The sequence below is a fragment of the Leptospira vanthielii serovar Holland str. Waz Holland = ATCC 700522 genome, assembly GCF_000332455.1.
GTDB lineage: Bacteria > Spirochaetota > Leptospiria > Leptospirales > Leptospiraceae > Leptospira_A > Leptospira_A vanthielii.
Map to the genome: position 1 here is coordinate 1 of NZ_AOGY02000037.1, position 13,423 is coordinate 13,423.

A 13,423-nucleotide genomic window follows, 5' to 3' on the forward strand; every position below is an offset into this window, starting at 1 on the left:
ACGCCACGTATAAGGGTTTTCTCTTCCCGAATCAGCTTTGGAGGTCAAGTCCTACACACAACTCCCTAGTTTACAAAAAGTTTTTCTTGCTTCCGTGGATTCTTTTTCTGAAAAATTGGAAGGGGACTTCCTTGCACCGGGAGAAAGTTATTTTTATCTTTGGAAAAAAGGGAATTATCGTTGGTATGGGGACTCTTGGGAAGCGAATGTATTTCCTGGAAACCAAATCCTTTATAGAGGATCTAATTTTACACTGATCGAGTGGGAAGATGGAAAAAAACAATACATATCACCGAAGGGAGATTCGGTGATATTTTTCAATTTGGAATCAAAATCCTACAAGGATGCTGAAGGAAAGTCGGTCACTCCTTAGTGACCTTCGAGCCATCGTTCTGCTTCGAGTGCCGCCATACAACCGCTACCTGCTGCGGTGATCGCTTGGCGGTACACTTTGTCCTGCACATCTCCTGCTGCAAAAACTCCTTCCACATTGGTTTGTGTGGTTCCGGGTTTAGTCAGGATATAACCTGTTTCATCTAAATCCAACTGGCCTTGGAACACTTGGGTATTGGGAACATGCCCAATCGCATAAAAAAGTCCACCCACTTCTAGGTCCTTTTTTGCTTTGTCGATTGTGCTTTCGAGGACAATGGAACTAAGGCCCGTGGCCCCACCTTTGGCTTCCACTACAGTCTGGTTCCAAAGGATTTCAATTTTTGGATGTTCCATGGCTCGTTTTTGCATAATTTGAGATGCACGGAGTTGGTCCCGTCTGACCACTAAGTACACTTTGGACGCAAACTTCGTGAGGTGGTTTGCTTCTTCCACAGCGGAGTCACCACCACCCACAACCGCAAGGGCTTTGTTTCGGTAGATAGGGAGGGCACCGTCACAAACCGCACAAGCGGAGATCCCGCGTTGCCAGTAAGTTTCTTCGCCTGGGACAAACATCCGTTTGGCTGTGGCTCCTGTCGCAATGATGATGGAATCGGCTTTGATTTCGTCGTCGTCAGACCAAATGGTAAAAGGGCGTTTGGAAAAATCCACCTTGGTGATGGTTTGGGTGTGGATGGTGGTTCCGTATTTTACGGATTGTTCCCGGAAAAGTTGGGTGAGTTTGGTTCCGTCGATTCCCTCAGGAAATCCCGGAAAGTTTTCCACTTCGGTTGTGGTGGTTAGTTGTCCACCTGCGGCCACACCCCCTGCCATAAATCCTTCATACATCACCGGGTTTAAATTGGCTCTGGCTGCGTAAATGGCTGCTGTATGTCCTGCGGGACCCGATCCGATGATGACAACTTTATGGTTCATAATTTCTCCTATTCTGTATCTTGTTCTTTATTGTTTAGACAGGATTTCAGGGTTTCTTTGTCTATTTTGTTTCACAAGCCCGGACCCATGGTGCATAGTAGGGGTCCCCGGAAAGAGGGCTTTTTTCTAAAGTCAGTAAGTAGTCCTTCTGTTTGAACCCTCTGGTTAGGCAAAGGTAGGTGGTTTCAAAAAATTCTAAAGTTTCTTTTTTCCCTTGGAACCGGATTTCCTCCAAAATTTCCAATGCTTCTTTTTCATATCCTGTGGTAAGATAGAGCCGAAAGAGTTCGCGTTGTACTTCTGTGTCGTCTTTTTTCTGTTTGTGGTATTTTTCCAAATAAAAGATAGCAGTGGCGATGGACTGGTTACTCTCAGCAAGGAGGAGTCCCATCCGTTTGAGAACGGGATCGTAGTCGGGGTTCTCCCGAAGGGAAAGTTCGTAATAGTAGAGAGCTTTTGTTTTTTCTCCCACCATTTCCCATTTTTTTCCTTCTTCAAATAGGGACCTTTCCTTTCGGCCGCAATTAACGACTAACAGTAAAGAAAGGATGAGTAAAAAAAAGAGGGAGTTTCTATGAACCACATCTCCTTTTTTCCTGACATAGCCATTTGTGGCAAAAAAAATAATAAGTCTCTTTAAGCTTTTTGTCCGACCCTTTAAGTAACATAAGAGAGTAAAGATGGGTTCCAAATTGCCAGTTTCTCAAAATCAGCTTTTACAAACATTCCAAGAATACCTGTCCGTTGAAAAAGGACTGAGCGATAATTCAATATATTCCTACGGATATGATCTCAACAAGTTTGCGATCTTTTTGGAAAAGGAACATATCAACTTCTTAGAAGTAAAAGCAAACGATATTATGCGTTTTCTGGAAGGCGAAAAGGAACGTAAAATCTCTTCGAAAACACTTGCGAGAGAAGTGGTAGCCATCCGCCAATTTTACAAATACCTTCGGGATGAAAAACGTTTGGATTCCAATCCAACCGAAAAAATCGAAACTCCAGAAGTGGCAAGAACCATCCCGGATTACCTGACCCAAGTAGAAATCGAAGAACTCTTCCGTAATATCAAAGAGGACAATTTGTACGAACTTCGTGACAAATGTATCTTTGAACTTCTTTACTCTTCTGGCCTTCGTATCTCTGAAGCATGTAACTTAAAGATGACAGACATCGACATGGAAAACATGACGATCACTGTGGAAGGAAAAGGTGGAAGGCAACGCCTTGTTCCTTTTGGTGAAAAGTCTCTCGAGATTTTGAAAAAATATCTCGTGGAAAGCCGCACGGAAATTCTGAAAAAAAGAACTTGTGAATTTGTTTTTGTTTCTAAAAAAGGATCGTATATCAACCGTAAGTCGGTATGGCGTCTACTCAACCATTACATCAAACGCACAAAAATAAAGAAAAAAGTAACACCACACACTCTTCGCCACTCATTTGCCACTCACCTTCTTGAGAACCATGCGGATCTTAAATCGGTTCAGGAACTTTTGGGTCATATCGATATTTCAACGACTCAAATTTATACTCACATGGCAAATAAAACTCTGAAGGAAGTTCATAAGAAATTCCATCCGAGAGGATAATGTCGAACCAAAAGAAACAAACGGACTACTCAAAAGTAGTCCGTATCCAAATTCCATCCAATCCCCGCTTTGTTTCCCACACACGTAATTACTTTTTTAATCTTTGTTTAGAACATGGATTTTCCCTATTCGATTCCATGGACCTAAAACTTGTGATCGGGGAAGCCATCGTCAATATCATTCGCCACGCCTATTCTGGGCAAACGGACAAACCCATCTTCGTCGAACTACAATTTGATAAAGACCGTGTGGAAATCAAACTTAGGGATTATGGAAAAAAAGTGGAACCAAAAGACCTTCGTAGTTTTGATCTCAGCGATTACCGGGAACACGGGATTGGACTTTTTATGATCAAAGAACTAACCGACTATTATTTTTTAGACCAGTCTTTTGAACTAGGGAACCAGATGGTTCTAATCAAAAGAAAGTAACCTCCATTTTTCTCGACAACTCTCCTCGATTTGGAATTTTATCCGTATGGAAACAATTCACGCAACGACCATCCTTTCTGTTCGTAAAAAAGGTAAAATTGCCGTAGGGGGAGACGGTCAAGTATCCATGGGAAGCACCGTGATGAAACATACCGCAAAAAAAGTCCGACGACTTTACAACGGTAAGGTGATTGCTGGATTTGCTGGTAGTGCTGCCGATGCTTTTACACTCTTTGAACTTTTTGAAAAAAAATTAATCGAACATGGTGGGTCTGTGTCTCGGGCAGCGGTCGAACTTGCTCGTGAATGGAGGATGGACCGAATGTTACGTAGACTCGAAGCCCTCCTGATTGTTTGTGATGCCAATGAATCCTTTTTAATATCGGGAACGGGAGATGTGATCTCACCTGATGACGGAGTGCTTGCCATTGGTTCTGGAGGAAATTTTGCCCTTTCTGCGGCTCGTGCCCTAGTCCAAAATACAGATATGGATCCAAGGGAGATCATTACAAAAGCCATGCAAATCACCGCAGATATTTGTATCTATACGAACCATAATTTGGTGATTGAGGAATTATAATATGACATACCCAACCATTCTCGCTGAAGTTGTCGGATCTGAAAACCCGGCAGAAGAATTAACTCCCCGCCAAATTGTGGAACGTTTGGATGAACATATCATTGGACAAACGAAAGCAAAACGTGCTGTGGCTGTTGCTTTACGGAATCGTTCCAGACGGCGTAAGTTGCATGAATCCCTCAGGGAAGAAATTTATCCAAAAAATATCATTATGATTGGCCCCACAGGTGTGGGAAAGACAGAAATTGCACGTCGTTTGTCAAAGTTATGTGGAGCACCTTTTTTAAAAGTGGAAGCCACGAAGTATACAGAAGTCGGTTATGTGGGCCGTGATGTGGAATCCATGATTCGTGATTTGGCCATGGGTGCTCTTAATTTAGTCAAAGCCGAGTTTCGGGACCGAGTCAAAGACAAAGCCTTTGAAAAAGCAGAAGAGATTGTCCTCGATGCAATTTTACCCCCGATCTTCCATAAAAAAGAAGAAGATTTAAATCCAGAAGAAAAAGAAAGACAGGTTAGTTACAAAGAATCCAGGGAAAAGTTTCGAGAAAAACTACGTAAAGGAACTTTAAGCGAACAAGAAATTGAAATTGATATTCCAAAACCTTCGGCGCCGGCCGGAATGCCCATGTTGCAAGTGTTTGGTGCTGGTAATATGGAAGATATGGACAACCAACTCCAGAGTTTACTTGGAGATTTGATGCCGAAAAAATCCGGCAAACGAAAGGTAAAAGTATCTGACGCACAAAAACTTCTCACGGAATCGGAAGCAGAAAAACTCATTGATACAGACAAAATCCAATCGGAAGCCGTGAGGCGAGTGGAAGAGATGGGAATTATTTTTTTAGATGAAATTGACAAAATTGCCGGTAGAGAAGGACGCCAAGGGGCAGATGTATCTCGGGAAGGGGTTCAAAGAGACCTTTTACCAATTGTAGAAGGATCCACGGTAAATACAAAGATTGGACCCATCAAAACCGATCATATTTTGTTTATTGCTGCCGGTGCCTTCCACATGACAAAACCATCGGACCTGATTCCAGAACTCCAAGGACGTTTTCCCATTCGTGTGGAACTAGAAACCCTTACTGAATCCGATTTTATCAAAATTCTCACAACGCCCAAGTCTTCACTCACCAAACAGTATGAAGCTCTCCTTGCCACTGAAGGCGTAAAGATAGAATACACAACCGATGGGATTGCAGAGATCGCTAAGTTAGCGTTTCAGATGAATGAAAAAAATGAAAATATTGGGGCAAGAAGGCTAAACACCATCATGGAAAAACTATTGGAAGATACGAGTTTTGATGCACCCGATCTTCCAGAAGACCAGAAACATGTTGTAATTAACGGAAGTTATGTGTCTTCAAAACTCAAAGGAATCATTGAAGATAAGGATTTAAGTCGGTTTATTTTATAATCGAATGCCGGGTGGAAGGGAATCTTCCCTATAAGGAATGAAGATTTTCATCTGGTGAATGATTGGAAATGAGTTCGACTCTTTCGAATCCACGTAAAGAATTTCCCACAAGAATTTCCTCTGCGGTTTCTACGTCTCTTTTGTAGAGGATGGTTTCTTTTACCCAACCCTTTTGTATCAGGGCCTCTCGGAAAACTCCGGGAAGACCTCCTGTAACAAGTGTGGGTGTCATCCAAACATTATCTTTGCGTAGGAAAAGATTTCGGATATTAGTTTCTAATACTTGTTCGTTTGTATCAAACAAAATACAGTCATCCATGCCTCTGGATTTACAATCTTCCAATTGTTCATTGTAGTAGGTTCGCTCGGTGGTTTTGTGATATAGGAAAATATCTTTTGAATCTACCGGTTGGTTTGCAAAACCAAGGCGAATGGTAGGTCTTTTTTTTTGTTTCGTTAAAGCAAAAGTTTCTCCACGAAATTCTCCTCTTTCGCTGAGTAACAATCGAACACGTAAAAGTCCTTTGGATACATCGGCTAAGGTCTTTAGAGTGGCTTCTGCATTGGATTTTGAAAATGGAAAACCGAAGCGATTTGCCGCTTTTTCCATTCGCTCCAAATGGAGGTTTTTTAAGAAATAATGTCCATTATAGAATCGTAATGTTTCTAAGATTTCAAATGGGGGAAGATGGGGATTTTTGATAAACTTTAATTTTGAAAGGCATTCGTCATATTCTGCTGGAGCGTCTGAGAGAACCGTGATCCCGCTACCCACTCCATAAGAACCAAACCAATGATCTCCATCTGGTTTTAAGTGCATGGTGCGGATGGTAACACTGGATCGAATCCAAGGCTTACCATCTAACAGTTCTGATACGAATAAAGATCCGGTATAAAGTCCTCTATCATGATCTTCTAAACTTCGTAAAAGTTCAAAGGACCTACGTTTTGGCGCTCCAATCACGGAGCCCGAGGGAAAGAGAGCTTTTAATACAGGTAACCATGCAAATGGTTCTTTTAGTTTGGCTTCTACTTTCGATACCATTTGCCAAACAGTCGAAAGGCCCTTTACTAAAAAAAGATCGGTAACTTGCACAGTTCCTTGTTTGGCGATCCTTCCTAAATCATTTCTGTAGAGATCGGTAATCATTACATTTTCGGCTCTTTCTTTCGCAGACGTTTGGAGAATGGATTTGTTTTCTGTGTCCTCTTTCGATGTGTTTCCGCGAAGGATAGTCCCTTTCATTGGTTCTGTTTGGATTAGGTTTCCCTCCACTTCAAAGAATAATTCGGGAGAGAAGGATAAAATGCTAGAATCCTTGATTGGAAAGTATGCCGAGTATTTTGTTTTTTGTTTTGTCTTTAAGGATTGGTAGTATAAAAACAAATCCCCTTCGATCGATAAGGATACAGGAAAACAAAGATTTAGTTCATAACTTTCGCCGAGTAAAAGGGCATCTCTTGTTTTTTCCCATTTTTTTGTATAAGTTTCTTTGTCCCAATGGACTTCCATCTTTTTTAAATTGGTGGCCTTAAGTTGACCCAGAGATGGGTTTGGGTATTGGATTCTTTTTTTTTGTTTGTAAATAGTATACTGAAGGAGGGGAGTTCCTTCGGTGAGTCCCGAGGAATTTAGATCCATTCCTTCAATGAAGAAATACCCTAGTTCAAAAAAAAATGTCCCACAAGGATAATCACCTTCGTTCCGGCACTCATCTAACTTCGATAAGCTGTCTTTGATTGTTTCTGCGATTGGTTTGTTCTTTGTATAGAAGATTTGGACTTCTTCTTTGGGATCAAAATACCAATCGCAAATGGTAAAACCTGGGTGGGAGAGGGAATCCTCAAAAAGAAGACCACCAGTTTTCCGGTATTCTTCTTCGAAAGATTCCCAAGTCATTGGAACTAACTGTATCAAAACTCCATCTTTTGGAGAGCCTCTAACGGATAGTTGAGGTAAACCGTTGTTGTTTTTTTACTAGTTTGAATATCAAAACAATCCAATGGATCAAGGCCTAAGTTATAAAAACCTTCGTCAATCATCGCAATCCCAAACCCAGCACTTTCTTTTTCATCCAAAAAGTCTGGCCTAAAAAACTCTGCTGAGTTTCCTTGTTTGGCAAGTTCTGCATGCCTTTCTCTACTTTTGCGAATCCGACTTAAATCCATTCCCATAATAGGCGAATCATTCCTGATTCGAATATAAACAGATGCTGGCCTGATTTCAATTTTCATTGAAATTTTAAGATCATACTTTTTTACTTTTTCTCGAACGATGGTTAAGAATTCTTTTTCATCAATGGAGAGGTTGTGTTTTTTTGATCTTTTTTTGTCAGATAAAGTTAGAATTTTTTGGACTACTTTTTTAATTTTATTAGGAACAATGTAACGTTGCATTGCATCCCGTAGTGGTTCTGTTTCTAAAATAATGTCTAATAATTCTTCTGCTTCTTCTTCTGGAGTTTGCCCCTGTGATGTGAGTTTATTCAAAAGTTCATCTTGAAAGATCACAAAACGTGTGTTTGCTTTTACAGCATTTAAGAGGGCTTCCATAAGACCGCTAAATAAATGAAATGAAGTCAGTGGGTTTGCCCCAACGCGGTTTAAGATCCCTTGAACTACTTCATTGACTATATCTCGTGTTGACTTGGTGAGCCCTTTTAGTTCAAAATGGAAATAGTCCTTTTGAATCAATTGGTCCAAGTTTTCGATGATTTCGGTGCCTTTGTATTTGATTTTCTCGTTTCCCATTGAGCTTCGCTAAACTTTTATGTTAAAAAAACGGGAAAACATGGTTTTGTAAACCAGTTTTCATTTCCGTGGCAAAGGATTGTGTCCATGAAAGAATTCCTTTTAAAAACTCCTGATTTGGGTGATACAGAAAAGATAGAATTGGTTCGTTGGCTCCGAAACGTGGGTGATTCCGTTACTGTTGGGGACGAATTGATCGAACTCGTAACGGATAAAGCTGCCTTTCCCGTGGAATCTCCCTATACTGGGACCTTAAAAAAAATCATAATGGAAGAAGGATCGGTAGTGAAAAAAGGAGATATCCTCGGAATTATGGATATTAACGAATGAAAATCCTACATATTTCCGACTTACATTTCCCGAAGAGACTTTCTTTGTTTTCTCTTCGTGGAAAGGCAATTGTCGGTTATCTCAGCTACAGGTTGAGACGTAAATCAAAACACCCACTTGTATTGGTTTCTGCATTGGTTGAGGCTATTAGTAAATTAGAATATGATGCCCTTATAATTTCTGGTGATTTGACAAATGTATCACATCCTAGTGAATTTGAAAATGCTAGAGAAATATTAGAGCCCTTACTTACGGAAAAAACATTCATCATTCCCGGTAACCATGATCGTTACCAAAAAAAGGCCATTGGACCCAACCCCTTGTTTGAAAAAACATTTGGGGAGTGGATTGGAACCTCTCTCGATCCAAAATTTTATATACGGTCTAAAAAAATTGATGGAAAACTATTTATTGGATGGGATTCCAATTTTGCCATCCCAAGGATCACTGCCAATGGATATGTTTCTCCAGAAATCATTCAAAAAACTCTTAGTTTAGTGAATGAACCTTTTGTTCTCGTCTGCCATCATCCTTTATGGAATCCAACAAGTGAAATTGAATCCAAAGCACACCGCATGACAAACCGGGGTGAGGTGGTAGAAAAATTAAAATCCAATCCACCGCTTTTGTACTTACACGGACATACTCATACGAACTGGGTCAAACTTCCAGGCCCCAATGCTCCTTTTGCGATTGTGAATTCTGCATCAAGCACAAGATTATCGGACAGAAATCATGAATGTGGATTTCATTTGATTGAGATAGAAAACTCTACCAAATACCGTCGTTTTATTTATTCAGAAGACAAATTCATCGAGACGAATCCGATTTTTTATGAAGAGTCGGAAGGTGTCATCTAAAAGGACAAACCATGGCAAATTCAAAAGTAGATTTAACAAGCATCCAAAGACAACTCATGCAAGTGAAACATCCTGAGCTAAAAAAAGACATCGTGAGTTTGGGAATGGTCGCTGCAGTCACTCCCACAGAGGATGGAATTGAAATTTTAATCAAAACTCCCAATGCCGATAGACGATTACAAATTGGGCTCGAAGCACAAACAAGACAGCTCATTTCTAAAATCGAAGGTGCCGGTAAGGTCAAAATCAAATTTGAAATCGACCAAAACCTGAAGATGGAAGATGGGAACAGAATTTTTGGTGTCAAAAAAGTCATCGCTGTTGGATCAGGAAAAGGTGGTGTAGGTAAGTCTACTGTGACTGCCAACCTTGCCGCCACTCTCGCACGTAACGGAAAGAAGGTGGGAATCCTCGATGCTGATATCTACGGGCCTTCTCTCGGAAAGATGTTTGGAATCAATGGCCGTGTCGCATTAAAATCCGAAGAAGATAAAATTTATCCCATCGAAAAACATGGAATCAAACTGATCTCTTTTTCCTTTTTGGTATCAGAGGACCAACCAGTTGTTTGGCGAGGACCTATGCTTGGTAAAGCCATCGAACAGTTTTTATACGATGTTGTTTGGGGAGAGTTAGACTATCTATTTATTGACTTACCTCCAGGAACGGGAGATGTCCAATTGTCTCTGGCCCAACTCATTGATTTAGATGGAGCTGTGATTGTGACAACTCCCCAAGAAGTGGCGGTACTTGATGCAGGAAGGGCCGCGGCCATGTTCAAACAAGTAAAAGTACCCATTCTTGGGATTGTTGAAAATATGTCTGGGTTTGCCTGCCCCAAATGTGGCCATGTAACAGATGTTTTTTCGAAAGGGGGAGGGGAAAAACTCTCTAAACAAGTAGGAGTTCCAGAACTCGGATCGGTTCCACTCACTTTGGATATGATGAGTTCCGGGGAGACGGGAAAACCTGCCCTACTTGACCTGGGTGAGTCGCCTCTAAAAGAAGCCTATTTTCGCATTGCAAAAAATTTAGAAGACCAAATCAGTCAGTGGGAAGATTAAAAATCACTTGTTTCTTATGAGCTTTTTCTTAGTCTAAAGGATACACTATGAATTTTGAACGCGGTTCCAAACCCAATCCTACCGGTAACTTAATCGCTTACTGCCACGTATTCGGAGAAAATCCGATTGCGCCCGGTGGTAAAATCATAGCATCCAACGTAGTGGTTAGTTTCTTAAAAATTGGGGACAACTACCCAGTAGTCACCTTTCCTCTGGTGGCTCTTCCTTCCAAAGAAGAGCTCATGAAGATTCTTTCAGACAATATCCATCTTTATGATGTAGTACAACTCCCAGACTTTCAAATGCCAGAGAACAAAGAATCTGCAAACCAATACATTCAAGAAAGAATGGAGCAGTTCAACTCCATGGTAATGCGTTATGTGGAATTTTGTAAGGTCAAAGAAAAGAAAACTCAAACCACAAGCCTAACAGAACATTTGGAACAAGTGAGCGAACCTTTAGAAACATTGGCTAGTCTTTCCTTAGAGTTTCGAAACACTTCCGGTATTGCTCGAGAAGCCACAAGACTCAAAATGGAACGAATTGTGGATTACTTCCACAACAATCATCCCACTCTAGACATTGATAATTTTAAAAAAGCCCTCTCTGTTCCAGGAAAGATGGGAGATGAACTCATCGGATTGTACATCCAAAAGTTTAACGCCATTCAAATCGAAAACTATGAAACAGCTTCTGATCTAAGAAAACGTATTTTAGAAATTGAAGCATCTACTCATTAAGTTTAGGAAAAAAATTTCTTGACCAATTCTATCTAAAGTCTATCCTCAAATGCCCTTAACCTTCCCCGTTTCTGTTGAAAAGAATCATTCGCTACAGAGACGGATGGAAGTACTAGGAATTTCTGAAGTAGATCTTACCGAACGATTCGTTAAGTCCGGCGGCAAAGGCGGACAAAATGTAAATAAGGTTTCTACAGCAGTGCATTTGGTTCATAAACCTTCAGGGAAACAAATCAAATGTTCCGTGTATAGGACACAAGGACTCAATCGTTATAAAGCGAGGGACTTGTTGTGTTTGGAATTAGAAAGGGAATTGGATCCGTCGAAATCCAACTCTAACTTACAAAAACTGCGAAAGAAAAAACAGGACAAACATCGCAAATCCTTGAAGAAGAGATTGGAGAAAGAAAAACCGGAATGGAACGAACCTATGTAAAACATATCTTTATCGTCCTCTTACCACTGTTTTGTTTTGCCTCTTGTTTTGATTCCTTACTTCCGTACAAGTCCGTGAAATGGTCCCATGGATGGGAATACCGATTTCTCACAGACGAAGAGTTGGCTTATTTCCAACCAGCCATAGAAGACTTATCATTAGAATACCAACCTTATTATATTCCTTATGTGAGTTTAGAAAAACCAATGACCAAATATTTGTCGGCCCGAATTCGGTTTCGAGATTCTTCGGGGTATCCAAAACCATCGTTACTCCTTCGAGGGCTTGTCACTTATTTTGATGCTTACTGTGGAGAAACCAAATTACAATCAGAGTTTTTTCGTTCTGCAATTTCTGATCCTTTGTATCCCAGAGAAACAGTCATATACAATCGAAGTTTTGTTCCTGTTTTGTTATTACCTGAAGATTGTTTGGGGAGTTATGTTTATATCGTATTTTTTTCAGAGGGAATCCTTCCTCTTGGTTTTTCAGAACCACCTCTTTATGGGGATCCCACGGATCATTACAAAGCAATTGCGAACCGAAGCCAATCCTTTGCTTCCCTTGGATTTTTCTTTTTGATCTTAGGGCTTTTTTCTTTTTATCTTTTTGAAAGGCGAAAGAAAAAACAACTCCTTGCCTTTACTTGGTTTTCTTCCATTTCAGGAATTCACTTCCTGTCTCAGTCTGGATTTTTTGGACTTTTTTATTATGATACCGTCCTTTTTAGTTTTATTATTTTTATTTTCACTTTGTTTTTAATTCCTATTAGTTGTTTGTATTTTTTTGATCAATTGATTGGATCTGGTCGTTGGAATGTCATTCGGATGATGTGGCAGTTCCATGTTTTGTTTTCAATGATCATTTTGACGTTGGCATTTACAGAAACCATTTCGATGTCCGTTGCCATTCTGACATTTATTTGGTTGTGTTTGCCAACACTTGTCATTCAAATCATTGTTGCTTGGAGCCAGATGGTCGCAAAAAAACCAAAGGCCATTTTACTTGTGATTGGTGCCTCCGCACTTTTTATCCTCAATGCACACGACATTCTTTCTTCTCTGGGAATTTTGGATTCGGTTCCGCGTTCTTCCCACTGGGGATTTTTTATCTTTGTCATTTGTCTCACTCTTTATGGCGAAAATCTTTTTCGTATTTCCGAAGTGAAGTATGGAACTTTACAAAAAGAAATTGTCACTGCCGCAAGAATTCAAAATGCCATCCTTCCTCCTTCGCCACCTCGTTGGGAACAAATGGACATCAGCGTTTATTACCAACCATCCCATGAAGTAGGGGGAGATTTTTACGACTTCCAAGCGTTAGGTGGAAAAAAGTTTGGAATTCTTATCGCCGATGTTGTGGGACATGGCCTTGGAGCCTCTATCATTGCTTCCCTTTCTAAGTTCGCTTTTTTTCAACACTACAAACATTGGTCAAACCCATCCTTTTTACTTTCTGCCATGAACGAAGATTTGGTGAAAAAATCATTTGGTCGGTTCACAACCGCCACTTACTTTCACATCGATATGGAAAAAGGAAAATTTATGGTATCGAGTGCAGGCCACCCTTCTTTTTTTCATTGGAAGGCAGAGTCGAAGGAACTTATCGAAATCAAACCCAAAGGCAAACCACTCGGTATTCTTCCCGGCCTAACCTATGCCGAAGAGGAATACACTTTCCAACCAGAGGACCAATTTTTGTTTTATACTGATGGACTGACTGAAGAGGAAAATTCCGATCGATTGGAATACGGCGAAAAACGTTTAGCCAAATCTTTTATAGAAACTATCACCAAACAATCGATAGATCCGATGGCTAAGGTATTAGAAAACTTCCATTACTTTACTGGACTTTCGGGTTCTCCACACGATGATATCACTGTCATTCATTTACATGTGAAGGCATAAAAAA

Annotated in this window: 15 protein-coding genes; 11 read left to right on the plus strand and 4 right to left on the minus strand. The window is 40.4% G+C overall.

Annotated elements, in window-relative coordinates; all coding sequences use genetic code 11:
- The first annotated feature begins 37 nt into the window (after positions 1 to 37).
- Positions 38 to 373: a hypothetical protein gene (locus LEP1GSC199_RS07440; protein ID WP_002980088.1), complete on the plus strand. Its 336-nt coding sequence runs from the start codon at positions 38 to 40 to the stop codon at positions 371 to 373.
- On the opposite strand, the gene trxB is transcribed toward LEP1GSC199_RS07440, so the two are convergent.
- Complete coding sequence (gene trxB, locus LEP1GSC199_RS07445) at positions 370 to 1,311, minus strand: thioredoxin-disulfide reductase (RefSeq protein WP_002980104.1); 942 nt, start codon at positions 1,309 to 1,311, stop codon at positions 370 to 372. The genes LEP1GSC199_RS07440 and trxB overlap by 4 nt on opposite strands.
- Positions 1,312 to 1,372: 61 nt before the next feature.
- Positions 1,373 to 1,894, minus strand: coding sequence for a tetratricopeptide repeat protein (locus LEP1GSC199_RS07450; RefSeq protein ID WP_002980115.1), 522 nt, complete (start codon positions 1,892 to 1,894; stop codon positions 1,373 to 1,375).
- Positions 1,895 to 1,991: 97 nt separating this feature from the next.
- Here LEP1GSC199_RS07450 and xerD point away from each other — a divergent pair, with 97 nt between their 5' ends.
- Genes xerD through hslU form a run of 4 tightly spaced genes read left to right on the plus strand, consistent with a single transcriptional unit; the run spans position 1,992 to position 5,331 of the window.
- The gene (gene xerD / locus LEP1GSC199_RS07455) at positions 1,992 to 2,900 is read left to right on the plus strand and encodes a site-specific tyrosine recombinase XerD (RefSeq protein WP_002980106.1); all 909 of its coding nucleotides are present in this window, start codon (positions 1,992 to 1,994) and stop codon (positions 2,898 to 2,900) included.
- Positions 2,900 to 3,331, plus strand: a complete 432-nt coding sequence (locus tag LEP1GSC199_RS07460; RefSeq protein WP_002980108.1) for an ATP-binding protein — start codon at positions 2,900 to 2,902, stop codon at positions 3,329 to 3,331. The genes xerD and LEP1GSC199_RS07460 overlap by 1 nt, the downstream gene beginning before the upstream one ends.
- 46 nt (positions 3,332 to 3,377) lie before the next feature.
- Positions 3,378 to 3,911 carry an ATP-dependent protease subunit HslV gene (gene hslV / locus LEP1GSC199_RS07465; protein ID WP_002980123.1) on the plus strand — a complete coding sequence of 178 codons (534 nt, stop codon included), beginning with the start codon at positions 3,378 to 3,380 and terminating at the stop codon, positions 3,909 to 3,911.
- 1 nt (position 3,912) lies between these two features.
- Positions 3,913 to 5,331, plus strand: a complete 1,419-nt coding sequence (hslU, locus tag LEP1GSC199_RS07470; protein ID WP_002980157.1) for an ATP-dependent protease ATPase subunit HslU — start codon at positions 3,913 to 3,915, stop codon at positions 5,329 to 5,331.
- Positions 5,332 to 5,359: 28 nt separating this feature from the next.
- Here the strand turns inward: hslU and LEP1GSC199_RS07475 are convergent, their stop codons facing one another.
- Both LEP1GSC199_RS07475 and LEP1GSC199_RS07480 read right to left on the minus strand, forming a co-directional pair.
- Positions 5,360 to 7,231: a chorismate-binding protein gene (locus LEP1GSC199_RS07475; RefSeq protein WP_002980180.1), complete on the minus strand. Its 1,872-nt coding sequence runs from the start codon at positions 7,229 to 7,231 to the stop codon at positions 5,360 to 5,362.
- Positions 7,232 to 7,245: 14 nt separating this feature from the next.
- Positions 7,246 to 8,082, minus strand: coding sequence for a hypothetical protein (locus tag LEP1GSC199_RS07480; RefSeq protein ID WP_002980101.1), 837 nt, complete (start codon positions 8,080 to 8,082; stop codon positions 7,246 to 7,248).
- A gap of 87 nt (positions 8,083 to 8,169) precedes the next feature.
- Here LEP1GSC199_RS07480 and LEP1GSC199_RS07485 point away from each other — a divergent pair, with 87 nt between their 5' ends.
- Genes LEP1GSC199_RS07485 through LEP1GSC199_RS07510 form a run of 6 tightly spaced genes read left to right on the plus strand, consistent with a single transcriptional unit; the run spans position 8,170 to position 13,419 of the window.
- Complete coding sequence (locus LEP1GSC199_RS07485; RefSeq protein ID WP_002980136.1) at positions 8,170 to 8,412, plus strand: biotin/lipoyl-containing protein; 243 nt, start codon at positions 8,170 to 8,172, stop codon at positions 8,410 to 8,412.
- Positions 8,409 to 9,272, plus strand: coding sequence for a metallophosphoesterase family protein (locus LEP1GSC199_RS07490; protein WP_002980093.1), 864 nt, complete (start codon positions 8,409 to 8,411; stop codon positions 9,270 to 9,272). The genes LEP1GSC199_RS07485 and LEP1GSC199_RS07490 overlap by 4 nt, the downstream gene beginning before the upstream one ends.
- Positions 9,273 to 9,283: 11 nt before the next feature.
- Positions 9,284 to 10,336, plus strand: coding sequence for an Mrp/NBP35 family ATP-binding protein (locus LEP1GSC199_RS07495; RefSeq protein ID WP_002980117.1), 1,053 nt, complete (start codon positions 9,284 to 9,286; stop codon positions 10,334 to 10,336).
- 47 nt (positions 10,337 to 10,383) lie between these two features.
- Positions 10,384 to 11,076 (plus strand): hypothetical protein, encoded by a 693-nt coding sequence (locus LEP1GSC199_RS07500; protein WP_002980167.1) that lies wholly within the window; start codon positions 10,384 to 10,386, stop codon positions 11,074 to 11,076.
- A gap of 49 nt (positions 11,077 to 11,125) precedes the next feature.
- Positions 11,126 to 11,512: a peptide chain release factor family protein gene (locus LEP1GSC199_RS07505; protein ID WP_039926354.1), complete on the plus strand. Its 387-nt coding sequence runs from the start codon at positions 11,126 to 11,128 to the stop codon at positions 11,510 to 11,512.
- On the plus strand, positions 11,494 to 13,419 hold the full coding sequence (locus tag LEP1GSC199_RS07510; protein WP_002980130.1) for a PP2C family protein-serine/threonine phosphatase: 1,926 nt from the start codon (positions 11,494 to 11,496) through the stop codon (positions 13,417 to 13,419). The genes LEP1GSC199_RS07505 and LEP1GSC199_RS07510 overlap by 19 nt, the downstream gene beginning before the upstream one ends.
- The last annotated feature ends 4 nt before the right edge of the window (positions 13,420 to 13,423 follow it).

Bases quoted from the DNA above. Each gene is read 5' to 3' on its own strand.
- trxB (WP_002980104.1), bottom strand. From the start codon at position 1,311: ATGAACCATAAAGTTGTCATCATCGGATCGGGTCCCGCAGGACATACA.
- xerD (WP_002980106.1), top strand. From the start codon at position 1,992: ATGGGTTCCAAATTGCCAGTTTCTCAAAATCAGCTTTTACAAACATTC.
- LEP1GSC199_RS07460 (WP_002980108.1), top strand. From the start codon at position 2,900: ATGTCGAACCAAAAGAAACAAACGGACTACTCAAAAGTAGTCCGTATC.
- hslV (WP_002980123.1), top strand. From the start codon at position 3,378: ATGGAAACAATTCACGCAACGACCATCCTTTCTGTTCGTAAAAAAGGT.
- hslU (WP_002980157.1), top strand. From the start codon at position 3,913: ATGACATACCCAACCATTCTCGCTGAAGTTGTCGGATCTGAAAACCCG.
- LEP1GSC199_RS07475 (WP_002980180.1), bottom strand. From the start codon at position 7,231: ATGACTTGGGAATCTTTCGAAGAAGAATACCGGAAAACTGGTGGTCTT.
- LEP1GSC199_RS07480 (WP_002980101.1), bottom strand. From the start codon at position 8,082: ATGGGAAACGAGAAAATCAAATACAAAGGCACCGAAATCATCGAAAAC.
- LEP1GSC199_RS07485 (WP_002980136.1), top strand. From the start codon at position 8,170: ATGAAAGAATTCCTTTTAAAAACTCCTGATTTGGGTGATACAGAAAAG.
- LEP1GSC199_RS07490 (WP_002980093.1), top strand. From the start codon at position 8,409: ATGAAAATCCTACATATTTCCGACTTACATTTCCCGAAGAGACTTTCT.
- LEP1GSC199_RS07495 (WP_002980117.1), top strand. From the start codon at position 9,284: ATGGCAAATTCAAAAGTAGATTTAACAAGCATCCAAAGACAACTCATG.
- LEP1GSC199_RS07500 (WP_002980167.1), top strand. From the start codon at position 10,384: ATGAATTTTGAACGCGGTTCCAAACCCAATCCTACCGGTAACTTAATC.
- LEP1GSC199_RS07505 (WP_039926354.1), top strand. From the start codon at position 11,126: ATGCCCTTAACCTTCCCCGTTTCTGTTGAAAAGAATCATTCGCTACAG.
- LEP1GSC199_RS07510 (WP_002980130.1), top strand. From the start codon at position 11,494: ATGGAACGAACCTATGTAAAACATATCTTTATCGTCCTCTTACCACTG.